The organism is Novosphingobium sp. ZN18A2, from assembly GCF_036784765.1.
GTDB lineage: Bacteria > Pseudomonadota > Alphaproteobacteria > Sphingomonadales > Sphingomonadaceae > Novosphingobium.
This window is the reverse complement of sequence record NZ_CP136651.1, coordinates 1,049,197-1,070,061: the sequence shown is the minus strand read 5'-3', so window position 1 is coordinate 1,070,061 and position 20,865 is coordinate 1,049,197. Positions and strand designations below refer to the sequence as shown.

Below are 20,865 nucleotides of genomic sequence, written 5' to 3'. Positions count from 1 at the left end.
AGCCATGACCATGCGCCCCTTCCACCTCGCCTTCCCTGTCCGTGACATTGCAGAGGCCCGCGCCTTCTGGGGCGGGGTGATGGGCTGCGGGGAAGGACGCAGCGCCGCCGACTGGGTGGACTTTGATTTTTACGGCCACCAGATCGTGGTGCACCTGGCGCCCGGCGCGGGCGATGCGGCATCGAACCCGGTCGACGGTCACGATGTGCCGGTGCCGCACTTCGGCGTGGTGCTGGACATGGCCGACTGGCAGGCACTGGCCGACAGGCTGAAGGCGGCGGGCGTGGATTTCGCGATCGAACCGCACGTCCGCTTTGCCGGCCAGCCGGGCGAACAGGCGACAATGTTCTTCCGCGATCCCAGCGGCAACGCGATAGAAATGAAGGCATTTGCCGACCTCGGCCAGCTTTTCGCCACCGAATAGCCCGTCCCGCCCCCTTGCACGGGCGCGCAAAGCCGTCATGTTGCGCGCAGCGGACAACGGCCAGGGAGAGGCGCCGACATGATCCTGAAACTTACCGACGAGCCGGGCGCGATAGACATGGCCGCGCGCATTGCGCGCAAGGAAATGTCGCCGCTGGAAGCCGTCGACGCCGCAATCGGGCGGATCGAGGCGCTGGACGGCCCGATCAACGCGGTGGTCGTCCGCGATTTTGACCGCGCCCGCGATACCGCGCGCAAGCTTGACGGCGCCGCGCCACACCCCGGAAAGCCGCTGTTCGGCGTGCCGATGACGATCAAGGAAAGTTTCGATATCGCCGGCCTGCCCACCTGCTGGGGCCATGCGGAATACGTGGGCAACGTTGCGAAGCGCGATTCGCACGTGGTCCGCCAGTTGCGCCACGCGGGCGCGATCTTCCTGGGCAAGACCAACGTGCCGCCCGACCTTGCAGACTGGCAATCGACCAACCCGGTCTATGGCCGCACCGCCAACCCGCATGACCTTTCGCGCAGCCCCGGCGGATCGTCCGGCGGATCGGCGGCGGCGGTGGCCAGCGGGATGGTGCCATGCGAATTCGGCACGGACATCGGCGGATCGGTTCGCGTGCCCGCGCATTTCTGCGGCGTGTGGGGACACAAGACGAGCTGGGGGCTGGTTCCCAAGCACGGCCACGATCATCCCGCCATGGCCGGTATCGACGCGCACGACGGCGCGCTGTCTATCGCCGGGCCGCTGGCGCGCAATGCGGACGACCTGGCGCTGCTGGTGGAACGCACCGCGACCGTGCCGATCCGCGCCCGCCCGCGCGACCTGAAAGACCTTTCGTTCCTGCTCTTGCTCGATTGGCCCGGCAGCCCGGTGGACGATGCCGTGCGCGGCGTGATCGACGCGGCGGCCGCCGCACTGGAAGCGGCGGGCGCAAGGGTCGTGCGGACCAGCGCCGCCCTGCCCGACCTTGCCCGCCAGCAGCGCGATTACCTGAAGATGCTGAACGTCGCGATGGCGCGCGGCGCGCCCGGCCCGGACGGAAAACGCGCCACGGCAAGCGACTGGTTCGATATGCTGGACGCGCAGACGCGGTGCGAATTCGAATGGGCAGAACTGTTCCTCGCCCACGATTTCGTGCTGGCCCCGCCCGCGCCGGTGCTGGCCATCCCTTCACGCGAAGGGCGCGTGTTCGAAGGCACGGTTACAATCAACGGCAAGGAAGAAAGCTCTGGCGCGGCGCTTGCCTGGGCGGGCATCGCCACATACCCCAACCTGCCTTCCACCGTTGTGCCGGTGGGCGAAAGCGGCGGGCTGCCCTGCGGCATGCAGGTGATCGGGCCAAAGTGGGCAGACCTTGATTGCATCGCGGCGGCCAGGGCCATCGGCGCCGTCATGGGAGCCTGATCGCACCTTGGACGAAATCGCCCCGCACATTGCCAGCGTGATCGCCGCGCTCGATCTGGCGGGCGTCGCGCTCTTCGCGCTGACCGGCGCGCTGCTTGCCGCGCGGCTGCGCCAGACGTTCGTGACGATGGTGTTCTTCGCGCTCGTCACCGGCGTGGGCGGCGGCACCGTGCGCGATCTCCTGATCGGCGCGCCGGTGTTCTGGGTGCACGACAAGTGGGTGGCGGCGGTATGCCTTGGCGTGGCGACGATCACGTGGCTGACGCCCAGCCGCTGGTGGGAAAAGCCGGTGCTGGAATGGGCGGACGCGCTGGGGATCAGCGCCTATGCCGTGCTGGGAACGGCGAAGGCGCTGGGATACGGCATCAGCCCGGTGCCCGCCGTGCTGATGGGCGTGATTACAGGCTGCGTGGGCGGCATCATCCGCGACGTGCTGGCGGGCCGCCCGTCCATCCTGATGCGGCCGGAACTATACGTTACCGCCACCGCGCTGTCCGCCACGCTTTGCGCGGTGGGCAACGCGCTTGCCCTGCCCAAGGCGCTGGCGTGGACCGTCGCGGCGGCGGCGGGCTTTGCCCTGCGCGGCGCGGCGATCCGGTGGAAGCTGGGGCTGCCGGCTTACGGGGGGAAGGAATAGCGGCCTTTGCCGCCCTCAGCGCGTTACGGGCTGATAGGTGATCTCAACCCCCTGCACCGCATGTTCCTTTTCGAATATCCGGGACTTCGCGGCATAGCGGATCACCAGTTGCCGGGGGCCGGTCCATTCCACTTCGGCCCACGGGCCGCCCCAGCTGCCCTTGCGGGCCGCACCGTCGTTGTCTTGCGCGCGGAACACGTCTCCGCCACCGGTCAGCCGGTCTCCATCCTGCGTAAGGCTGACCTGCGTTGACCGGGCCGCCTTCGCGCCGCCGCAATCGCGCTGGAACAGCACGGCCCTGAAGGCACCGTCGGGCGACGGACTGCTGGAAACGGGGGTGTCGGTGCAGGCATTCGAACAGCCCGCAACCAGCGCAAGGGCGGCAAGTGCGATAGGGATTCGAAGCATGGCAAAAGATCTAGTGCGCCTTGCCGACAGGTCAACTCGCATCACGGAAATCAGTGCAGGTTGGCACCAAGCCTGTCGATCAGGTCCAGCGCGCGATTCGCGGCCTTCCGGCCTGCGGCGGCATCGTGAGACGTGCTTGCGTTATGCATATCGTCGAGCGATGCGATAACCGCATTGCGCAAGTCCGGGTCCGCGACCTGTCCGCTCAACCCCGCCCATTGCCGCTGGGCGAACCGTATCGCCCCTTCCGCATTGCTCCACCGCGCGGGACTGGCGGAAAGCGCCGCGCGATAGCGGAACCCGGCATAATCCAGCAGGTTTACCGCCACGGGCACCCGCCCGTTATCGGGCGCTTCGCTTGCCAGGATGCGGAAACACTCTGCCGCCCCCAGCGCCAGATCGGTCCGTTCGCCGCTGGCGCGGGCCGCGTCTATCGCCTTGAGCTGCTGGCGTAGAATGACATCCTTCGAAGCATCCAGCTTCGTCGAAACGCCGTCGGCCGCCTTGCGCGCCGCGCCGATCAACGCCTTCAATGTTGCGTCGTTCGCGGTCTGGGCCTGTTCTGCCAGCGCCTTGAAGGGCATGGCCGCCGCCAGAAAAGCTGCGTGACGCGCCGCCGCCTCGGCAGGTGCAGGCGCGCCTGACGACTGCGTGGCGTTTGCGGCCCCCGGCTGCTCCTGCCTGCAACCGCCAGTAGAGGCAAAAGCCAGCACGGCGAAGGCCAATGCCGTGGTGCGGAACTTCATGATGCATTCCCGATGGCGAGCGGCCCGAATGCGAACGGGCCACTGTTCGAACCGGCGAACATTGCGGCAGGTTCCCGGCGTTCCGGCCTGCCGGGAATACGCATGGCTGACGAAGACCGGCGGGTGACCGGGGGGCGGGGCGGTTGCAGGATGCGCGTTCCATCCCGCAACCGCCCCGGTTTTCATCCCATCGTCACCACGATCTTGCCCAGCGCCTTGCGATCCTCAAGCATGGCGATCGCTTCGGCACCGCGTTCGAGCGGGAAGGTTTCGGAAACGCGCGGATTGATCTTCCCGGCCTTCAGCAGATCGAACAGTTCGGCGATGAAGGCTGCGTTCTTCTGCGGCTCGCGCGCGGCGAAGGCGCCCCAGAACACGCCGCGGATGTCGCAGCTTTTCAGCAGCGTGAGGTTGAGCGGCATCTTCGGGATACCGGCGGTGAAGCCGATCACCAGATAGCGCCCTTCCCACGCGATACTGCGCAGCGCCGGTTCGGCATAGTCGCCGCCCACGATGTCATAGACGATGTCCGCGCCGCCGGGTGCGCAGGCATCCTTGAACTTGCCCGCCAGTTCCTTCGATTGCGCCTTGTCGAACGGACCGCGACCATAGACCACGACCTCATCCGCACCGGCATCGCGCACGAACTGCGCCTTGTCGTCGCTGGAAACGCCGGCGACCACTTTCATGCCGAATGCCTTGCCCAGTTCGATCGCCGATATGCCGACGCCGCCCGCCGCGCCGAGCACAAGCATGGTCTCGCCCGGCTTGATGTCGCCGCGCCCCTTCAGCGCATAGATCGTGGTGCCGTATGTCATCAGCAGCGATGCACCGGCCTCGAAGCTCACGCCTTCGGGCAGCGGATAGAGCCGGCCCTGGTCCACCGCGACCATTTCGGAAAGGCCGCCGTTTCCGGTGCTGGCGATCACGCGGTCGCCCGCCTTCCAGTCGGTAACGCCTTCGCCCACCGCCTCGATCACGCCCGAAAGCTCTCCCCCCGGCGCGAAAGGCCGCTCGGGCTTGAACTGGTACATGTCACGGATGATCAGCGTATCGGGAAAGTTGATCGCGCAGGCCTTCACCCGAACCACGACCTGTCCCTTGGCTGGCGTGGGTGCATCCACTTCATCAAGCGTAAGCGTGTCCGGTCCGCCAACGGCGTGCGTGCGCAGGGCTTTCATCTGGATTCTCCCATGGGTCTGGTTTGTTAGCCCAAGGGGAAAGCAGTTTCGGGCGCGAAAGCCAAGCGCATTTAAGCGCCCGGTTAAGGATTATGCGGCGACGGACGTGCCTTTCGCAAGGAAAGGCCGCTCTGCCCGCACTTTCGCTTCATAGCCCGAAATCGCATCCCCGCGCTCAAGCGTCAGGCCCACTTCGTCCAACCCGTTCAGCAGGCAGTGCTTGCGGAACGGATCGATCTCGAAGGTGAAACGGTCCTGGAACGGCGTGGTCACGCTCTGCGCTTCAAGGTCGATATGGACCGGATCGGTCTGCGCCACTTCCATCAGCCGGTCGATCGCCGGTTGCGGCAGCACCACGGTAAGGATGCCGTTCTTGAAGGCGTTGCCCGAAAAGATATCGGAAAACGACGGCGCGATCACCGCCTTCACGCCCATGTCCATCAGCGCCCAGGCCGCGTGTTCGCGGCTGGACCCGCAGCCGAAGTTGTCGCCCGCGATCAGGATCGGCGCGCCCTTGAACGTTTCGGAATCGAAAATGTTGTCCGGATCCTGGCGCAGCGCCTCGAAAGCGCCCTGGCCCAGGCCGTCGCGCGTGATGGTCTTCAACCAGTGCGCGGGAATGATGATGTCGGTATCGATGTTCTTGCGGCCGAAGGGGATCGCGCGGCCGTCTATCGTGCTCACAGGTTCCATGCCGCCGCTATAGGCCCGATGCGCAAGATCGCAACAGTCCAGATGCACCTTTGCGCAACAGGATTGCGGCGCCGCGCCCGTCAATCGGTTTCGGGCGCGTCTTCCGGATGCGGCGGCGGCGCGGTGGGCTTCGTGTTCTTTTCACGGCGGCGAGAGGCATAAAGCAGCGCGGCAGCCAGCGCCGCGGAGCCGATTGCCGCCCCTGCAAGAGCCGCCTTTTCGGTCCAGCCGCCCTTTTCGTCAGTGTCGCTCACGCCATGCTCCCTGCAATTCCACTTCCTTCGATATGGGTTTGGGCCGGGCGGCTTTGCAAGGTTCAATCGAGGAATTTCCGCAGGATATCCCAGCGCGCCTGCTTTTCCGCCAGCGGCATGGCGGCGTTGGCGGCGCTGCTGGACGGCAGGTCAACCAGTGTCAGCCCGTCCGGTTCGCCCAGTTGTCGCCGCCCGATGCTGGCCGAGGCCGCGCCGTTGAAAGCCACCGCGCGCAATTGGGGCAGCGCGGCCACGAAGTCGGCCAGCGGCCGCGCCTCGATCTCGCGCAGCGCGGTATCCAGGCTGCCTTCGCGCCGCGCGCTGGCGATGGTGTCCCACAGCCCGATCCCCGCGTCGTCCAGCGCGCGAAGCCGCGCTTCGTAACCGAGCGCGGGCAGGTCCACCCCGATCACCGCACCGGCAAGGTGCCAGAAACGGTTGGACGGATGCGCATAGTAACGCTGCTGGCGCAGCGACGCCTCGCCCGGAAGGCTGCCGAGCACCAGAACGCGCGTGCGCGGCGATACGTGCGGACCGAATGAGGCCTTGCGGGTCAGGCCTGTGCTTCCGCCAGTTCGCGCACGTCGGCCAACCGGCCGGTAACCGCCGCGGCGGCCGCCATCGCTGGGCTGACAAGGTGCGTGCGCGCACCCGGCCCCTGCCGGCCCACGAAATTGCGGTTGCTGGTCGATGCGCAGCGCTCGCCCGCTGGCACCTTGTCGGGGTTCATGCCCAGACAGGCCGAGCAGCCCGGCTCTCGCCATTCAAGGCCCGCGTCCATGAAGATGCGGTCAAGCCCTTCTTCCTCGGCCTGCTTCTTCACAAGCCCCGATCCGGGCACCACGATGGCCCATTTCACGCCTTCCGCCTTGTGCCTGCCTTTCAGCACGGCGGCGGCGGCGCGCAGGTCTTCGATGCGGCTGTTGGTGCACGATCCGATGAACACGTTCTGCACGGCCACGTCGGTCATGCGCTGGCCGGGTTCAAGCCCCATGTAATCCAGCGACTTGCGCGCCGCGTCCTGCTTTGAAGGATCGGGGAAGCTGGCGGGATCGGGCACGCTGCCCGTGATCGGCACAACGTCTTCCGGGCTGGTGCCCCAGGTGACGCTGGGCGCGATCTGCGCCGCGTCTATCAGCACCTGCCGGTCGTATTGCGCGCCCGGATCGGTGGCGAGGCTCTTCCACCATTCCACGGCCGCGTCCCAATCGCCCCCCCTGGGCGCGAAATGGCGGCCCTTCACGTATTCGAAGGTCTTTTCATCGGGCGCGATCAGCCCGGCGCGCGCGCCGTGTTCGATCGCCATGTTGGAAACGGTCAGCCGCCCCTCGATGGAAAGGCCGCGAATGGCGGAGCCGGTATATTCGATCACGTGGCCGGTGCCGCCCGCCGCGCCCAGCACACCGGTGATGTGCAGGACAACGTCCTTGGCGGTCACACCGGGACCAAGCTCTCCGTCGACGCGTACTTCCATCGTCTTCGAACGCTTCAGTTGCAACGTCTGCGTGGCCAGCACGTGTTCGACCTCGCTGGTGCCGATACCGAAAGCCAGCGCGCCGATGCCGCCGTGGCAGGCGGTGTGGCTGTCACCGCAGACGATGGTCGCGCCCGGCAGCGAAAACCCCTGCTCCGGCCCGACGACGTGGACGATGCCCTGTTCAAGGTCGGTCGGCCCGATATAGCGGATGCCCGCTTCGGGCGCGTTCCTTTCCAGCGCGGCAAGCTGGGCCGCGCTTTGCGGATCGGCGATGGGCAGGCGCTTGCCTTCGGCATCGAGCCGCGCGGTGGTGGGCAGGTTGTGATCGGGCACCGCCAGCGTCAGGTCCGGGCGGCGCACCTTGCGGCCCGATGCGCGCAGCGCCTCGAACGCCTGCGGGCTGGTCACTTCATGGACCAGGTGGCGATCGATATAGATCAGCGAGGTGCCGTCGTCGCGGCGTTCAACCTCGTGGGCGTCCCAGATCTTTTCGTACAGCGTGCGCGGGGCTTGGGGATTTTTCGGCATATGGCGCGGTTAGGCGCGCCCTCCCCGCAATTCAAGCAGGAAAGAGCGCGCCTTCACTATCATTCGGGCAATTTTGTTACCCGTTGCGGCAATTACCGCATTCTTCGCGCCTTACCGGCGGCGGAAATTGTCACGGCCGTTGCGATCGTGCCGTTCGATCTGGAGGCGCGCCTTCACGCGGTCTATCCGGCGATCGAGCAGTCGCGCTTCGCGGTGGCTCAGCCCGTTGCGGCTATAGGCGTTATAGGTGCGGCGCAGTTGATTGACATCCTGCCGAAGGCCGCGCGCTTCGCGCCGCGAGATACCGTCACGCCGGTCCGCGCGGTTGACCAGCCGCTGAAGCTGGTCGATCCGGTTGGATATCTGGCGGGCTTCGCGCCAGTTGGCGTTGTCCGCCCGGTGATAGCCGTCCACCCGGTGATAGGGCGTGGCCGCCTGGGCGGGCATGGCGGCGCCAAGGCCCATCGCGGCGATCAGGGCGGGGGCGGCGATCTTCATCACGTTGCGCATGGTTCTGCTTCCTTCTTCAATCCACGGGGTCGTTCCGTGCATTCAGAAATATCGCCGTAAACATGAACGCCCGTAAAATGACCGGTCGCAGGATCGTGTAGCTTTGTAAGAAAATGTCGCGCCCTGGCAGGCCGGTTAGGTGGTGTCGCCGCGCGCGGGCGGCGCTATAAGGCAGTCATGCCGCCGCTTGTTGCCGCCCTGATCGTTGTTGCGTCCGTGATCGCCATGGAGTGCGTCGCGTGGGTCAGCCACAAATACGTGATGCACGGCTTCGGGTGGGGCTGGCACCGCGATCACCACGAACCACACGACGGATTCTTCGAGAAGAATGACCTCTACGCCCTCGTCGGCGCAGCGATCAGCATCACCTTCTTCGCCATCGGCAGCCCGCTCATCATGGGCAATAGCGCGTGGGCGCCGGGCACGTGGATCGGGCTGGGCGTGCTGTTCTATGGCGTGATCTATACGCTGGTGCACGATGGGCTGGTCCACCAGCGCTGGTTCCGGTGGGTGCCGAGGCGCGGTTATGCCCGGCGGCTGGTGCAGGCGCACAAGCTGCACCACGCGACGATCGGCAAGCACGGCGGCGTCAGCTTCGGCTTCGTCTTCGCACGCGATCCGGCGAGGCTGAAGGCAGAGTTGAAAGCCCAGCGCAAAGCGGGACTCGCCGAAGTCCGAACGCCCGGCAGCGACGATGCGCGCGGATACGTGACTTCGCTGTCAGAAGACTAGGCGGCGTGGGCAAATTTGATCGGATGGCTCAACGTCCGCTATCTACGCTTCTCGGCAACAAAGCTGCCTGACCGCCCCCCTTAGCGGACGTTTCCCTTCCCGCACCCGTCATCCCAGCGAAAGCTGGGATCGTTGTCGGCTCCGTGCTGGCAAACTGCTGTGGGCGGCTGGGTCTATATCATGACCAAAAAGCGCGATGGCGTTCCGTATATCGGGGTTACTTCCGATTTGTCCGCTCGTGTCATGCAACATCGCATGGGCGTGGAAAATTGAACTGATCGAGATTGAATTGATCGAGAATGCCAATCCAGGGTGGAGCGACGTTTTCGAACATATCGCCTTGACGGGAGCGATCCCAGCTTTCGCTGGGATGACGGGCGAAGGGGTCGCGGCCCGACCCCGCCAACTTTGGCCCTGACGTTGCTACTCGGGTTTGAAAGAGGCCCGGCCCTTGCCAGCACGTCCCGGTGACTATAACGGTCGTTACGATAAAGAGCGGAGGATCGATTGGCAGGCGGGTTTCGGCGCAGTTGGCTCTATACCACGGTGCGCGTGGTGTTTGGCGGGTGGTTCCTGTTTTCCGGCATAGAGTATTTCACGCCCTTCAACCTTCAGCCGCTGGGGCACACGCCGCTGGCGCGCGAGTTCACGCTGGCGATGATCCATTCGGGTCTGTTCGCCTGGATCAAGGCGATGGAAGTGCTGATCGCGCTGGCTGTGCTGGCGAACCGTGCGGTCCTGCCCGCCGCGCTGGCCTGCGCGCCGCTGACCGTGGTGATCGCCTATTGGAACTTCGTGCTCGATCCCGGCGTGGTGGAATACGTGTTCGGCGCGCTGACGGTGCTGTGCAACGCGGTGCTGCTGTGGCCGTGGCGGCGGCAGTTGTTCGCGCTGCTGCGCTGGCGATAGGACGTGGCGGGCCGCGACCAGATTACCGCGCCGCTGTTCCATCACGCCACAAAATGCGTCGCCAGCAGCGCCGCGAACATCACGACGATTGCGAAGGCGAGCGCGATATCGAGCAGCGGGATGCCATGATCGGGTTCCTCACCCGCGATAATCCGCGCGCGGATACGCAGGTATTTCAGCGTCGCGCCCAGCAGGACCAGCACACCCACGACCGCCGTCGCGCCCAACAGGCGGATATCGGCCTTGCTGGATTCTTTCTGCACGTCCAGCTTCTCCAGAACCAGCGCGATGGCCAGAATGGACAGTGCGACCCTGACCCAGCCGAGGAACGTGCGCTCATTCGCCGAATGGTCGAGAAAGCGATTGGCCGCGGTCACCGGCTTGTTTTCGGCGGCTGCTTTGCCAGCATCTTCCCCGCCTGCATTTTCAGGGGTGCGATCCGGACCGGGGGTTGCCATCGGAATCCTCGTGATTTGCCAAAGCCGGGCTGACGTATATCCGCCGAAAGAGACTTAGCGGCCCGTGGCCCTTGATCGCAAATCCCGATGCATCCGATCCAATCGCATCGACATCCGCCGCCGCCCTATTCGGGACGCGTCGCGATCCACAGGCCCACCGTCGCCATCACGCCCAGCGGGATCAGCGCCCATTTCCACCCGGCAAGAAGCCCGGTCGCTGCAACGCTCAGCGCCATCGTGCCCAGCGCGCCCACCTTGCCCGCACGCGGAATGGCGCGGCGTTCGCGCCAGGCGCGCAAGGTGGGGCCGTGGCGCGGGTGATCCAGCAGGCGCTGCTCCCACTCCGGATGGCTGCGGGCGAAGCAGAACAGCGCGATTATCAGGAAGATCGTGGTCGGCATGACCGGCACGAACGCGCCGATCGCCCCCAGCGCGACCGACAGGATGCCGCACGCCATCCACAGGTGGCGGCGCAGCCGTGCGCGCCGGGTTTCGGGAACGTCCCGGCCCGGCGGACTTTCGTTTGTGGCCCTGTCTCCGTCGTTCAAGCGGCGGTGATCCAGCTTCGCGCCTCGTCCTTTTCCGAAAGCGGGAACACCCGCAGCGGCGCGGGCACGAAGAAGCCGAAGCCGCGGATCGTCATGTGTATCCACTGCACATCGGTGACCACGGCGATGCGGTCCCACTGCAAGAGGTGCTTCATGCCCTCAAGAAAATCGTCCCACATCGCGCCGAACTGGATCACGTCGAAATCGTCGGCCACTTCGTAATAGAGCCGCAGCCGGTTGTGTTCCCTGAACCGGGCTTCCAGCGCGGGGATCAGCACGGATTCGTATTCCTCGCGCGTCACCTTGCCGTGACAGGCGAATGCGGCGACGTCCTCGGGAAAACCGGAAAGCACCTCGATCATGTCGTCGTCCTCCACTTGTCCGCTGGTTCGCGCAGCATAGGCTTCCGACTCGACCGGGCGCAATTCCCGGCGTCAGGATCTAGTGGTCCGATTCTGACATTTGCATCCCTGCCGGCTGGGTAGCGACAAATGTCAGAATCTTTTCGGACCACTAGCAATATTATGATTCTAGTGTATTTTTCGATTTTGACATTTGCAACCTCGCTATCCGGCTGGGGGGAAGCAAATGTCAAAATCAATCCACTAGTGCCCGTCACTTCCGCCCAGCAGGCGATGCTTCAGGCGATGGACCAGCGCCCACACCGCCAGCACCGTGATCGGGATCAGCACCGCGATCACCACCGCCTCATCGAAATGCCAGCGCGTCTCAAGCCCCTTCAGCACATAGTGGACAAGGCTGATCGCGTAATAGCTGAGCGCGACGACCGACAGGCCCTCTACCAGTTCCTGCAGGCGCAACTGCATCCCGACAGAGCGTTCCATCGATCCCAGCAACTGCGCGTTCTGGTTTTCGATCCGCGTCTCGATCCGCACGCGAAGCAGGGAGGAAAGCTGCTGCGCGCGCAGCGAAAGCTGCCGTTCGCGATCGGTCAGCGCCGCGCAGGTGCGCACGGCGGGCAGGAAGCGGCGCCGGTTGAACTCCGAAAGCGACTGGAATCCGGCGATGGGCTTCACGTCCAGTTCGTCCAGCCGCTCTTCCACCAGCCGCGCATAGGCGGCGGTCGCGCTCATCCGGTAATTGACCGATGTGGCGACCGACACCAGTTCCAGCGACAGGTCGGATAAATCGGCCAGCAGCCGGTCGTCCGTAACCGCCGGGTCGGACACTTGCGCGCCCAGTTCGCGCAGCTGCGCTTCCACCGCATTCAGCGTTGGCCACGCCGCGCGCGCGGGCGGCAACCCGATCAGCGCCATGTTGCGATAGTTTCCCAGTTCCTGCACCCGCTTCACCAGGCGGGAAAAATCGTGCGGCTCGGCCCCGTTGGCGGCGATTACCAGCCGGCCATAGCCATCGGGCTGGACGCGGAAATCGGACCACAGCCGCGATCCCGCGCCGACGTGGCAGGAAACCATTTCCAGCGGATCGAATCCGGTCGCGTCCACCACCGCCTGCGCGCAAGCCTCGTCCGCCGCCAGGTGGATGCGGGTTGCGCGGATCACTTCGCCCGGCATGGCCTCGGCCCAGGCGATCAGCGGGGCCAGGTCCGCGCATTGTTCCGGCGAATGGAAGCACGCGGTGTCCGCGCGGCTGACGAAGATCGCAAGGCTGCTGCCTTCGCTGTGCCCTTCCCACACGAACGATATGCCGTCCGCCAGCGTGCCCGCCTTGTGGCGCGGATTATCGCCCGGAAGCAGCGTGGCGCCCCGCTCTATCAGCGCGGCTTCGGCGGCGCGCTCGTCCTCCGCCACCGTCCGCACCCATTGCAAGATCGTGCCCGGCACGCCGAGCGGCGGCCAGCGGCGCAAATGCATTTCGCCAACGACCTGTCGCCGCAGCGGATGCTCGCGGAAGGTCACCGGCCTAATCGGCACCGGCGGCGAGGCGCGCCGCGTGCTGCTTTACCAGCGCGATCATGTTCGGAACGCCCTGCGTGCGGTTGGAGGAAAGCTGGTTTTTCAGGTCGAATGGGTCCAGCGCGGCGGCCACGTCCATCGCGGCAACCTCTTGCGCCGGCCGGTCCTGCACGGCGGACAGCACCAGCGCGACGATACCCTTGGTGATCGCCGCGTTGCTGTCGGCCAGGAAGTGCAGCTTCCCGCCGTCTTCACCCACCGGATAGACCCAGACGCTGGCCGAACAGCCACGTACCAGCGTGGCGTCCGTCTTCAGCGGATCGGGCATTGGCTCAAGCTCCCGCCCAAGCTCTATCAGCAGGCGATAGCGGTCGTCGCCGTCAAGGAATTCGTATTCTTCGCGGATATCGTCAAGGCTGCGCATGGTCCGCGCTCTAACCCAAACGCCAGTTCAGCGGAAGCCGGGGCCATGTGCACCTTCGTCCAACAGCGGCCTTGCCGGAAACGATGCCGCCGCGCAATCAGCCCCAGACGCCGCCGGGCCGGGTGAACACGTAATAGATTACGTAGAACCAGGAGAGCAGGCCCTGGATGATCGCCCAGATCACCGAGTGGTTGACGCTCCACGAAATCGCGATGGCCAGCGCGCTGCCGAAGCCGATTCCGGCCTTGGCCGCGCCGCCCGCGCTTCTTTGCACGATCACGGTGTTCACAGGTCCACTCCCGATGCGATGGCTTCCAGCTTGCGGATGCGCTCTTTCAGGTCCGCGATCTCGATCCGCGCCATGCCGGCGGGCGCACCGCCTTCTGCATGGGGGCGATGCAGGTCAAGCTCGCGCGCCTTCAGCTGGAGCCAGCCCGTCCACGCCTTCAGGAAAGCGGCGGCGGCGATCAGCAGCCCGGCAAGGGCGGCGGCTGCGATGATTACAGGTTCGGCGGCCATGATGGCGTTCTCCCGGTATCCAGTGCGGTTCAGCTGTCGCGCAGCGATTCGATTTCGCTGGCAAGGCGCTTCGTGTCGCGCCCGTCCGTGGCGATGCGTTCCAGAACCTTCACGCGTTCGCGCAAGTCGGCGACTTCGCGTTCAAGCTCTCGCGTATAGCTTTCGTCGACCTGCGGCGGGCGGGATTGCTCGCGGTCGTGCACGTGCACCCCGAACCGCGCGCCTCGCATCTTCGCGAACGCGACAATGGCGACGATCAGGACAATGGCGCTCCAGAAACTCACGACACGTTACTCCTTGGCGAAATTCGGTTCAGTTGACGGCAGGATCGCGCAGACCTTCGATCTGCGCCGCGATGTCCGCCCCCGCCTTGCCCGCATCGGCATCGGTGGCGATGCGTTCAAGCACGCGCACCCTTTGTTCCAGGCGTTCGGCCTGCGCGGCGAACTGCGCGGCTTCCTGGGCGCTGCTCTTGCTCATCAGTTCAAGCTCGCGCTCCTTGAAGGCCAGGCGGCGCTTGTAAACGTCGCCGGCCACGCCGATCAGCACGATGACGAGCACGACCATGCCGAGCAGCGCCATTGTGTCCGCCGCGCTCATTGCTGCGTTTCCTTGTCCGCGGGGTCGCTTTCGCCGCGAAGCGCCTCGATCTGGCGGTCGAGATGATAGCCGCCGTCCGTGACGATGCGCTCGACATTGGCGAGCCGGTCTTTCACCGACCCCAGTTCGGCGCGGAGCTGCGCGTTTTCCTGCGTAAGCAGCTTTACGCGCTCTACCGATTCGCGGTCTGTCTTCGGATAGACCGCCTGTCCCCATGCACCGTCGAGCGGATAGCCGTTCTTGATGCGCATCCAGGTGGTGACGACCCACCCGCCCACGCCGGCAACACTCACGATCGCGGCAAAGGGCAGGACCGTGTTCAGGATCGGGATGGCTGCGGGGCTCATTGCGCGCGCTCCTCTTTCGCGGGGTCGCCCTTCAGGGCTTCTATCTGGCGGTCGATCTCGCGGGCGTCGCGCAGCGCGTCTATCTGGGTGCCGACGTCATAGCCCTTGTCGGTGACGATGCGTTCCAGGACGCGCACCCGCTCTTCCAGCTCCTGCGTGTGCGAGGCGTATTGCGCGGCCTTTTCGGCGGTCTGGTTCGCGGCAGCCTCGATCTGCATCTGCATGATCTTGGTGCGGTGCCGCGCGATGATCGCGACAATCGGGATGGAGAGCGCGAAGATCGGGATCAGCGCGCCAATAACTCCGGCGTCCATGTCAGAAAACTCCCCTCAAACATCCCCCGGCACGGGGTATCAGCGCAGCCGTTCGATCTCTGCGGACAGGCGCGGGTTGGATGAAACGTAATAGTGCTCCACATCGGCCAGGCGGCGGTCGATATCGCGGAACTGCGCGCGAACCTCACGGGCGGTGCGGGCCGGCGACTGGCGCACGCCCTGCCAGAATTTCTGTTCTTCCTGGCTGCCGTAAAGATGTTCGGGCTTATTGGCCGCGAACAGGCCGATGATGATGTAGGCGGGGATGGTGATCCCGGCCAGGCCGCTGATCGTCAGCAGCACCGCGCCAAGCCGTATCCACAGGACATCGACGCCGGTGTAGTCGGCGATGCCGGAACACACGCCCATGATCTTGCCGTGAAGCTTGTCGCGGTAGAAGCGGGTGCGGGGGCTGTTCACTTGGGCGTCCTTTCCTTTTCGGCGAGCAAGCGGTCCAGCTCGCGCAGGGGCTGTTCATCCATCTCCTGGATCTGCGTCAGGCGAGAGGGTTTGAATTCGGGGTTGTCGGCGGCAACCAGCCGCTCGACCGTTTCCATCCGGTCCGACAGGCGGCGGGCAAGCTGGTAGAGCTCTTCCAGCAGCGCTTCATCGCCGGTGGTCAGCGTGGCGGCGGTTTTCCACTTGGTAATATAGTGGAAGATCAGCCACGGCAGACCGATGAAGAGCGTGACGATCGCCAACACGGGGATAAGGTCGTCAAGCACGGATCAGTCCTCCTTCGTCTCGCCGCCCTGGCCGAGCGCGCGCTTCATTTCTTCCAGTTCCTCGTCGATCTTGTCCGCCCCTTCGAGGGCCGAGATCTCGTCGGCGAGCGACGGTGTCTGGTTGCTGTCGGCCAGGCTCAGCGCGTCAGCGCGGCCTTCGGCATAGTCCACGCGGCGTTCCAGCTGGTCGAAGCGCGCCATCGCGTCGTCCACGCGCTCGGTCGAAAGCAGCGTACGCAGCTTCACCCGGTTTTCCGCGCTTTCCAGCCGCGCGGCGATGGCCGTCTGGCGGCTGCGCGCTTCGCGCAGGCGGTTCTGCAGCTTTTCGATGTCCTGCTCATAGGCGCGCAGCGCATCGTCGAGCACCACGATCTCGGCCTTCAGCTGGTCTGCCATGTCGGCGGCCTTCTTCTTTTCGACCAGCGCCGCACGAGCCAGGTCTTCGCGGCCCTTCGACAGCGCGAGCTGCGCCTTGTCCGCCCAGTCGGCCTGAAGCTTGTCGAGCTTCACCGTGTGGCGGTGCATCTCTTTCTGGTCGGCAATGGTGCGCGCCGCGCTGGCGCGGACTTCGACCAGCGTTTCCTCCATTTCGAGGATGATCATGCGGATCATCTTGGCCGGGTCGTCGGCCTTGTCGAGAAGGTCGTTGAAGTTGGCGGCAATGATGTCGCGCGTCCGCGAGAATATGCCCATGAAAGATACTCCGGTGGTGAAAGTGGGACGGGAATCGCGCTGGCCTGTGCGCAGCGCTTCCAGCTCCTCGTCGAAACGGGAAGGTCGGGCCGGGGCGCGGCGACGGGGGGCTTCGTCGCCGGTCGGGGGGCTGGCGCGCCCCGGCCCTATGGGTGTGCGTTCCTCGCTCACGCCAACTCGCCGCTGATCGTCACGCCCGTCGTGCCCGACGCGAACGCGGCGGGTTCGGCGCGCAACTGGCTCGACAGCGCGACGCAGTTCATCGCGACCATCGCCAGGATGCTGGCCAGGGCCGCGCGGCCCAGGGTGGTCGAGAAGAAACCGGTGGTGTACATGATGGGGGTCTCCGTCGTTCGAATTTGCTGCCCCGCAGGGCGTGTTCCAGTGTTTGTTCATGATTTAGCAAGGGGTGTGCCAAACTGCGAAAATCGCCGGATTACGCGGTTCTGGCAGGGCAATTCGACGAACGACTTGGGAATTTTCTCGCAATATTGGGAAAATTTGCTATGGATCGGCAATGGAACGCAACACGCAGTTCGTAGGCCAGTCGGGCCCTTTTCTCGATGCGGTCGAACGCACCAGCCGCGCCGCGCCGATGCGGCGCCCCGTCCTTGTGATCGGAGAACGCGGAACAGGCAAGGAACTGATCGCCGAACGCCTGCACCGCCTGTCCACGCGGTGGGACGAACCGCTGATCATCATGAACTGCGCCGCCCTGCCCGAAACGCTGATAGAGGCGGAACTGTTCGGCCACGAAGCCGGCGCCTTCACCGGCGCGATGCGCGCGCGCGAGGGGCGCTTCGAGGAAGCCGACAAGGGCACCCTGTTCCTTGACGAACTGGGCACGCTTTCGATGGCCGCGCAAGAGCGGCTGCTGCGCGCGATCGAATATGGCGAAGTGACGCGCATCGGCGCATCTAAGCCCCGCCGGGTGGACGTGCGCATCGTCGGCGCGACCAACGAAGACCTGCCGCGCGCGGTAGAGGAAGGCCGCTTTCGCGCCGACCTGCTCGACCGGCTGAGCTTTGAAGTCATCACCCTGCCCCCGCTGCGCGCCCGCGAAGGCGACGTGGGGGTGCTGGCCGACTTTTTCGGCCGCCGCATGGCCGCCGAGCTGGGATGGGAAGCCTGGCCCGGCTTTGCAGACCACACCGCGCAGGCGCTGGAGGAATATCCCTGGCCCGGCAACGTGCGCGAACTGCGCAACGTGGTGGAACGCGCGGTTTATCGCTGGGACGACTGGGCAAGCGCGATCGCCCACGTGCAGTTCGATCCGTTCGACAGCCCGTGGAAGCCGGAAAGCGGGCCGGTCGCTCCCGATCCGGCAAACGATACCGCGAAAGCGGCGGGCCAGGCCGCGCCCGCACCGGCCCTGCCGTTCGATTACGATACGATAGGCGACTTGCGCGGCGCGGTGGACGCCCACGAACGGGCGATCCTGGAACACCACCTTGGCAAGCACCGCTATAACCAGCGCAAGACCGCCAGGGCGCTGGGCCTTACATACGACCAGCTACGCCACTGCCTGAAAAAGCACGGCCTGAACGAGCGGGAGCAGCAAGGGCGCGCGAAGCCCCGGCGCGAAACGGGGTGAATTGACGCCTGCCGGCTGATCATCCGTCAGGATGGCCGGAGCCGTGCGCATCGCATCAGAACGGAATATCGTCGTCCAGATCGTCGGAGAAGCCGCCGCCGCCCGAACCGCCCTGCGATCCGCCGCCGCCCTGGTTCCAGCCGCCGCCCGATGCACCCCCGCGTGAGCCGCCGCCCGAGCCGCCGTCGTTCCAGCCGCCGCCACCGCCGCGCTGACCGCCACCACCGCCGCCGCCCTGTGCGCCGTCCAGCATGGTCATCGTTGCGCCGGGGCCTTGCAGCACGACTTCGGTCGAATAGCGGTCCTGCCCGTTCTGGTCCTGCCATTTGCGGGTGCGAAGCTGGCCTTCGATATAGACCTTGCTGCCCTTGCGCAGATAGCGTTCGGCAACGCCCACCAGCCCTTCGGAAAAGATCGCCACGCTGTGCCATTCGGTGCGTTCCTGGCGGTTACCGTCGCGGTCCTTCCAGTTCTCGCTGGTGGCGATGCGCAAGTTGCACACGCGGCCACCGTTCTGGAAGGTGCGCACTTCCGGATCTGCGCCGAGATTACCGACGAGGATGACCTTGTTGACGCTGCCTGCCATTGTTCCGCACTTCCTCTCGCGAGATTCTAAAGACCGAGCGCCATCGCGCTCCAATAGGTGATTCCCGCAAAGATGTAGGCGAGGGTGAACAGGTAAGCCAACATGAAGCCGGGCCATTTCCACCCATTTGTCTCTCGCCGCGTCACGGCGATGGTGGAAAGGCACTGCGGCGCGAACACGAACCACGCCAGGAAGGCCAGCGCGGTGGGCAGGCTCCAGCGCGAACGCAGTTGCGAGACAAGCGCCGTATCGGTGGCCGCTTCGTCGTTTGACGATACCGCATAAGTCGTCGCCAGGCTGGAGACGGCAACCTCGCGCGCGGCCATCGCCGGGATCAGCGCCAGCGCGATATCGCGGTTGAAGCCGATCGGCTCTACCACCACGGCCAGTCCGTTCGCCAGATGCCCGGCCACGGAAGCATCGACCTGGTCCTGCCCCGGATGCGCGCGCGGGAAGTTGAGCAGCAGCCACAGAACGACCGTGGCGGTGAAGATGATCGTGCCCGCACGGCGCAGGAATATCCACGCGCGCTGCCACAGGCCCAGCGCAAGATCCTTTAGCGTGGGCAGCTGGTATTTCGGCAGTTCCATGATGAAGCCGCTGGCCGCCCCCTTGGTGACAGAGCGGCGCAGCACCATCGCCACGATCATCGCGCCGATGATGCCGAAGATATAGAGGCCGAACAGGACCAGCCCCTGCAACCCGATACCCGGCCCGACTTTCGTGTTGGGAATGAACGCGGCGATAATCACCGCATAGACCGGCAGCCGCGCCGAACAGGTCATCAGCGGAGCGATCAGGATCGTGGTCAGCCGGTCCTTGGGGTCCGAGATGCTGCGCGTGGCCATGATGCCGGGTATCGCGCAGGCAAAGCTGGAAAGCAGCGGGATGAAGCTTCGCCCCGACAGCCCCACGTAAGCCATCAGCCGGTCCATCAGGAAGGCGGCCCGCGCCATGTATCCGGTCGCCTCCATCGTCAGGATGAAGAAGAACAGGATCAGGATCTGCGGCAGGAACACCACGACCGATCCGACCCCGGCGATCACGCCATCGGTCAGCAGGTCGCGAAACAGCGACGGCGGCAGCGTGGCGCGAACCACGTCCGCCAGCGCCGTGGCGCCGCCGTCCAGCGCATCGACGAACGGCGTGGCCCAGGTGAACACCGCCTGGAACACCACGAACAGCAGCGCGAGAAGGATCAGCGGGCCGAGCCACGGGTTGAGCAGCACCTTGTCCATCCGCGCGTGGATGCGGTGCCTGGCGGTTTCCGAAAGGATCGCGCCCTGCGCCATCTCGCGCGCCAGCATCCGCCTTTCGGGCAGCGTCACGTGCGGGCGGTGATGGTCCGGCGCGCGGTGGCTGTCACGCGCGCTGCCGATCGCCTCGCCCAGTTCGCCAAGGCCCCTGCGGCGCACCGCGACGGTGGGGATCACCGGCACGCCCAGCGCCACTTCCAGCGCCTTGGGATCGATCGTCAGCCCGTCACGCTCCGCCAGGTCGAGCATATTGAGCGCGACCACCGTCGGCAGGCCGAGTTCGATGATCTCCTGCGCGAAGACAAGGTGCTGTTCCAGGTTCGATGCATCGAGCACGACGATTAGCACATCGGGGCGGGCCTGGCCTTCCTGCTCCCCCATCACGACCTTGCGGGTCACTTCCTCGTCGGGGCTGGTCGCGGCCATGCCATAGGAACCGGGCAAGTCGATCAGTTCCACCGGCTCACCGGTCGGAAGCGTCAGGCGCCCTGCTTTGCGCTCGACCGTAACGCCCGGATAGTTGGCGATTTTCTGACGCGCGCCGGTCAGGGCATTGAACAGGGCGCTTTTCCCGGCGTTGGGATTGCCCACCAGCGCGGCGATCAACGGTCCACGGGTCATTGCGCCCCTGCGATTTCCAGAATTTCCACGGCCATCGCGGCGGCATGGATGCGGCGCAGCGCGATCGTCATCCGGCCGATCTCTATCGCCAGGGGATCGCGCCCGGCAAGGATGCCGCGATAGGCAAGGCTGACCTGCGCCCCTTCGTCGATTCCCAGCGCGCGCAGGCGCTGCCCTTCCTCGGGAACGAGGAGATCCCAATCCACCGCGACGATCCGCGCGGTGCTGCCAAGGGGAAGCTGGTCAAGTGTCACGAGCCGTCCGCTGCCAGATCGGCGGACATATTGCAAGTCATTCGCAATAATTGATCGAAGTCAAATTGCCGCGCCCGGGCCGTGCCATTTTTCATCCGAAACGGACATTGCGTCGTTAACCTGCGGTCGGGACGGGCAAA

General features: G+C 65.5%; 33 protein-coding genes. 7 read left to right on the top strand and 26 right to left on the bottom strand.

The window, feature by feature from the left end; genetic code table 11:
- Nucleotides 1–4: 4 nt before the first annotated feature.
- The 3 genes from RXV95_RS05340 (at nucleotide 5) to RXV95_RS05330 (ending at nucleotide 2,471) form a co-directional block, all read left to right on the top strand.
- Nucleotides 5–424, top strand: coding sequence for a VOC family protein (locus tag RXV95_RS05340; RefSeq protein ID WP_338467980.1), 420 nt, complete (start codon nucleotides 5–7; stop codon nucleotides 422–424).
- A gap of 78 nt (nucleotides 425–502) precedes the next feature.
- A complete protein-coding gene (locus RXV95_RS05335) occupies nucleotides 503–1,834 on the top strand; it encodes an amidase family protein (protein ID WP_338467979.1) in 1,332 nt (443 codons plus the stop codon).
- Between the two features lie 16 nt (nucleotides 1,835–1,850).
- Entirely contained in the window at nucleotides 1,851–2,471 is a 621-nt protein-coding gene (locus RXV95_RS05330) for a trimeric intracellular cation channel family protein (RefSeq protein ID WP_338468506.1), read from the top strand.
- Between the two features lie 15 nt (nucleotides 2,472–2,486).
- On the opposite strand, the gene RXV95_RS05325 is transcribed toward RXV95_RS05330, so the two are convergent.
- The 8 genes from RXV95_RS05325 to RXV95_RS05290 form a co-directional block, all read right to left on the bottom strand.
- The gene (locus tag RXV95_RS05325) at nucleotides 2,487–2,879 is read right to left on the bottom strand and encodes a hypothetical protein (protein WP_338467978.1); all 393 of its coding nucleotides are present in this window, start codon (nucleotides 2,877–2,879) and stop codon (nucleotides 2,487–2,489) included.
- 50 nt (nucleotides 2,880–2,929) lie between these two features.
- Nucleotides 2,930–3,625, bottom strand: a complete 696-nt coding sequence (locus RXV95_RS05320; protein ID WP_338467977.1) for a hypothetical protein — start codon at nucleotides 3,623–3,625, stop codon at nucleotides 2,930–2,932.
- A 182-nt stretch (nucleotides 3,626–3,807) separates the two neighbouring features.
- Nucleotides 3,808–4,806: an NADPH:quinone oxidoreductase family protein gene (locus tag RXV95_RS05315; RefSeq protein WP_338467976.1), complete on the bottom strand. Its 999-nt coding sequence runs from the start codon at nucleotides 4,804–4,806 to the stop codon at nucleotides 3,808–3,810.
- A 90-nt stretch (nucleotides 4,807–4,896) separates the two neighbouring features.
- Entirely contained in the window at nucleotides 4,897–5,499 is a 603-nt protein-coding gene (leuD, locus tag RXV95_RS05310; RefSeq protein ID WP_338467975.1) for a 3-isopropylmalate dehydratase small subunit, read from the bottom strand.
- An 80-nt stretch (nucleotides 5,500–5,579) separates the two neighbouring features.
- The gene (locus RXV95_RS05305) at nucleotides 5,580–5,753 is read right to left on the bottom strand and encodes a hypothetical protein (RefSeq protein ID WP_338467974.1); all 174 of its coding nucleotides are present in this window, start codon (nucleotides 5,751–5,753) and stop codon (nucleotides 5,580–5,582) included.
- 62 nt (nucleotides 5,754–5,815) lie between these two features.
- Nucleotides 5,816–6,310: a DNA-deoxyinosine glycosylase gene (locus RXV95_RS05300; protein WP_338468505.1), complete on the bottom strand. Its 495-nt coding sequence runs from the start codon at nucleotides 6,308–6,310 to the stop codon at nucleotides 5,816–5,818.
- Nucleotides 6,307–7,758: a 3-isopropylmalate dehydratase large subunit gene (leuC, locus tag RXV95_RS05295; protein ID WP_338467973.1), complete on the bottom strand. Its 1,452-nt coding sequence runs from the start codon at nucleotides 7,756–7,758 to the stop codon at nucleotides 6,307–6,309. The genes RXV95_RS05300 and leuC overlap by 4 nt, the downstream gene beginning before the upstream one ends.
- Nucleotides 7,759–7,869: 111 nt before the next feature.
- Nucleotides 7,870–8,268 carry a hypothetical protein gene (locus tag RXV95_RS05290; protein WP_338467972.1) on the bottom strand — a complete coding sequence of 133 codons (399 nt, stop codon included), beginning with the start codon at nucleotides 8,266–8,268 and terminating at the stop codon, nucleotides 7,870–7,872.
- 177 nt (nucleotides 8,269–8,445) lie between these two features.
- On the opposite strand from RXV95_RS05290, the gene RXV95_RS05285 reads away from it, so the two are divergent.
- From RXV95_RS05285 to RXV95_RS05275, 3 genes are all read left to right on the top strand, one after another.
- Complete coding sequence (locus RXV95_RS05285) at nucleotides 8,446–9,000, top strand: sterol desaturase family protein (RefSeq protein ID WP_338467971.1); 555 nt, start codon at nucleotides 8,446–8,448, stop codon at nucleotides 8,998–9,000.
- A gap of 180 nt (nucleotides 9,001–9,180) precedes the next feature.
- Nucleotides 9,181–9,273 (top strand): hypothetical protein, encoded by a 93-nt coding sequence (locus tag RXV95_RS05280; protein WP_338467970.1) that lies wholly within the window; start codon nucleotides 9,181–9,183, stop codon nucleotides 9,271–9,273.
- Nucleotides 9,274–9,507: 234 nt separating this feature from the next.
- The gene (locus RXV95_RS05275; RefSeq protein ID WP_338467969.1) at nucleotides 9,508–9,909 is read left to right on the top strand and encodes a hypothetical protein; all 402 of its coding nucleotides are present in this window, start codon (nucleotides 9,508–9,510) and stop codon (nucleotides 9,907–9,909) included.
- A gap of 41 nt (nucleotides 9,910–9,950) precedes the next feature.
- Here RXV95_RS05275 and RXV95_RS05270 read toward each other — a convergent pair whose 3' ends face one another.
- From RXV95_RS05270 to RXV95_RS05200, 15 genes are all read right to left on the bottom strand, one after another.
- Nucleotides 9,951–10,286: a DUF202 domain-containing protein gene (locus RXV95_RS05270; RefSeq protein ID WP_338467968.1), complete on the bottom strand. Its 336-nt coding sequence runs from the start codon at nucleotides 10,284–10,286 to the stop codon at nucleotides 9,951–9,953.
- Nucleotides 10,287–10,492: 206 nt separating this feature from the next.
- Nucleotides 10,493–10,843, bottom strand: coding sequence for a YbaN family protein (locus tag RXV95_RS05265; protein ID WP_338468504.1), 351 nt, complete (start codon nucleotides 10,841–10,843; stop codon nucleotides 10,493–10,495).
- A 68-nt stretch (nucleotides 10,844–10,911) separates the two neighbouring features.
- Nucleotides 10,912–11,292 (bottom strand): STAS/SEC14 domain-containing protein, encoded by a 381-nt coding sequence (locus tag RXV95_RS05260; RefSeq protein ID WP_338467967.1) that lies wholly within the window; start codon nucleotides 11,290–11,292, stop codon nucleotides 10,912–10,914.
- A gap of 228 nt (nucleotides 11,293–11,520) precedes the next feature.
- Complete coding sequence (locus RXV95_RS05255; protein ID WP_338467966.1) at nucleotides 11,521–12,795, bottom strand: DUF3422 domain-containing protein; 1,275 nt, start codon at nucleotides 12,793–12,795, stop codon at nucleotides 11,521–11,523.
- Between the two features lie 4 nt (nucleotides 12,796–12,799).
- Nucleotides 12,800–13,216, bottom strand: coding sequence for a SufE family protein (locus RXV95_RS05250; RefSeq protein WP_338467965.1), 417 nt, complete (start codon nucleotides 13,214–13,216; stop codon nucleotides 12,800–12,802).
- Between the two features lie 97 nt (nucleotides 13,217–13,313).
- Nucleotides 13,314–13,505, bottom strand: a complete 192-nt coding sequence (locus RXV95_RS05245) for a hypothetical protein (RefSeq protein WP_338467964.1) — start codon at nucleotides 13,503–13,505, stop codon at nucleotides 13,314–13,316.
- Nucleotides 13,502–13,735, bottom strand: coding sequence for a hypothetical protein (locus RXV95_RS05240; RefSeq protein ID WP_338467963.1), 234 nt, complete (start codon nucleotides 13,733–13,735; stop codon nucleotides 13,502–13,504). The genes RXV95_RS05245 and RXV95_RS05240 overlap by 4 nt, the downstream gene beginning before the upstream one ends.
- Before the next feature lie 29 nt (nucleotides 13,736–13,764).
- On the bottom strand, nucleotides 13,765–14,019 hold the full coding sequence (locus tag RXV95_RS05235; RefSeq protein WP_338467962.1) for a hypothetical protein: 255 nt from the start codon (nucleotides 14,017–14,019) through the stop codon (nucleotides 13,765–13,767).
- Nucleotides 14,020–14,047: 28 nt separating this feature from the next.
- Nucleotides 14,048–14,335 (bottom strand): hypothetical protein, encoded by a 288-nt coding sequence (locus tag RXV95_RS05230; protein ID WP_338467961.1) that lies wholly within the window; start codon nucleotides 14,333–14,335, stop codon nucleotides 14,048–14,050.
- The gene (locus tag RXV95_RS05225) at nucleotides 14,332–14,682 is read right to left on the bottom strand and encodes a hypothetical protein (protein WP_338467960.1); all 351 of its coding nucleotides are present in this window, start codon (nucleotides 14,680–14,682) and stop codon (nucleotides 14,332–14,334) included. The genes RXV95_RS05230 and RXV95_RS05225 overlap by 4 nt, the downstream gene beginning before the upstream one ends.
- Complete coding sequence (locus tag RXV95_RS05220) at nucleotides 14,679–14,996, bottom strand: hypothetical protein (protein WP_338467959.1); 318 nt, start codon at nucleotides 14,994–14,996, stop codon at nucleotides 14,679–14,681. Before RXV95_RS05220 ends, RXV95_RS05225 begins: the two co-directional genes overlap by 4 nt.
- A 39-nt stretch (nucleotides 14,997–15,035) precedes the next feature.
- Nucleotides 15,036–15,416 (bottom strand): envelope stress response membrane protein PspC, encoded by a 381-nt coding sequence (pspC, locus tag RXV95_RS05215; RefSeq protein ID WP_338467958.1) that lies wholly within the window; start codon nucleotides 15,414–15,416, stop codon nucleotides 15,036–15,038.
- Complete coding sequence (gene pspB / locus RXV95_RS05210) at nucleotides 15,413–15,721, bottom strand: envelope stress response membrane protein PspB (RefSeq protein WP_338467957.1); 309 nt, start codon at nucleotides 15,719–15,721, stop codon at nucleotides 15,413–15,415. The genes pspC and pspB overlap by 4 nt, the downstream gene beginning before the upstream one ends.
- A gap of 3 nt (nucleotides 15,722–15,724) precedes the next feature.
- Nucleotides 15,725–16,477, bottom strand: a complete 753-nt coding sequence (gene pspA, locus RXV95_RS05205; protein WP_338468503.1) for a phage shock protein PspA — start codon at nucleotides 16,475–16,477, stop codon at nucleotides 15,725–15,727.
- A gap of 104 nt (nucleotides 16,478–16,581) precedes the next feature.
- Nucleotides 16,582–16,749, bottom strand: coding sequence for a hypothetical protein (locus RXV95_RS05200; protein WP_338467956.1), 168 nt, complete (start codon nucleotides 16,747–16,749; stop codon nucleotides 16,582–16,584).
- Nucleotides 16,750–16,931: 182 nt separating this feature from the next.
- On the opposite strand from RXV95_RS05200, the gene pspF reads away from it, so the two are divergent.
- Nucleotides 16,932–18,008 (top strand): phage shock protein operon transcriptional activator, encoded by a 1,077-nt coding sequence (gene pspF, locus RXV95_RS05195; RefSeq protein WP_338467955.1) that lies wholly within the window; start codon nucleotides 16,932–16,934, stop codon nucleotides 18,006–18,008.
- A gap of 55 nt (nucleotides 18,009–18,063) precedes the next feature.
- Here the strand turns inward: pspF and ssb are convergent, their stop codons facing one another.
- Genes ssb through RXV95_RS05180 form a run of 3 tightly spaced genes read right to left on the bottom strand, consistent with a single transcriptional unit; the run spans nucleotide 18,064 to nucleotide 20,725 of the window.
- On the bottom strand, nucleotides 18,064–18,594 hold the full coding sequence (gene ssb / locus RXV95_RS05190) for a single-stranded DNA-binding protein (protein WP_338467954.1): 531 nt from the start codon (nucleotides 18,592–18,594) through the stop codon (nucleotides 18,064–18,066).
- A gap of 26 nt (nucleotides 18,595–18,620) precedes the next feature.
- Nucleotides 18,621–20,471: a ferrous iron transporter B gene (locus RXV95_RS05185; RefSeq protein ID WP_338467953.1), complete on the bottom strand. Its 1,851-nt coding sequence runs from the start codon at nucleotides 20,469–20,471 to the stop codon at nucleotides 18,621–18,623.
- Nucleotides 20,468–20,725: a FeoA family protein gene (locus RXV95_RS05180; protein ID WP_338467952.1), complete on the bottom strand. Its 258-nt coding sequence runs from the start codon at nucleotides 20,723–20,725 to the stop codon at nucleotides 20,468–20,470. Before RXV95_RS05180 ends, RXV95_RS05185 begins: the two co-directional genes overlap by 4 nt.
- Nucleotides 20,726–20,865: the final 140 nt, after the last annotated feature.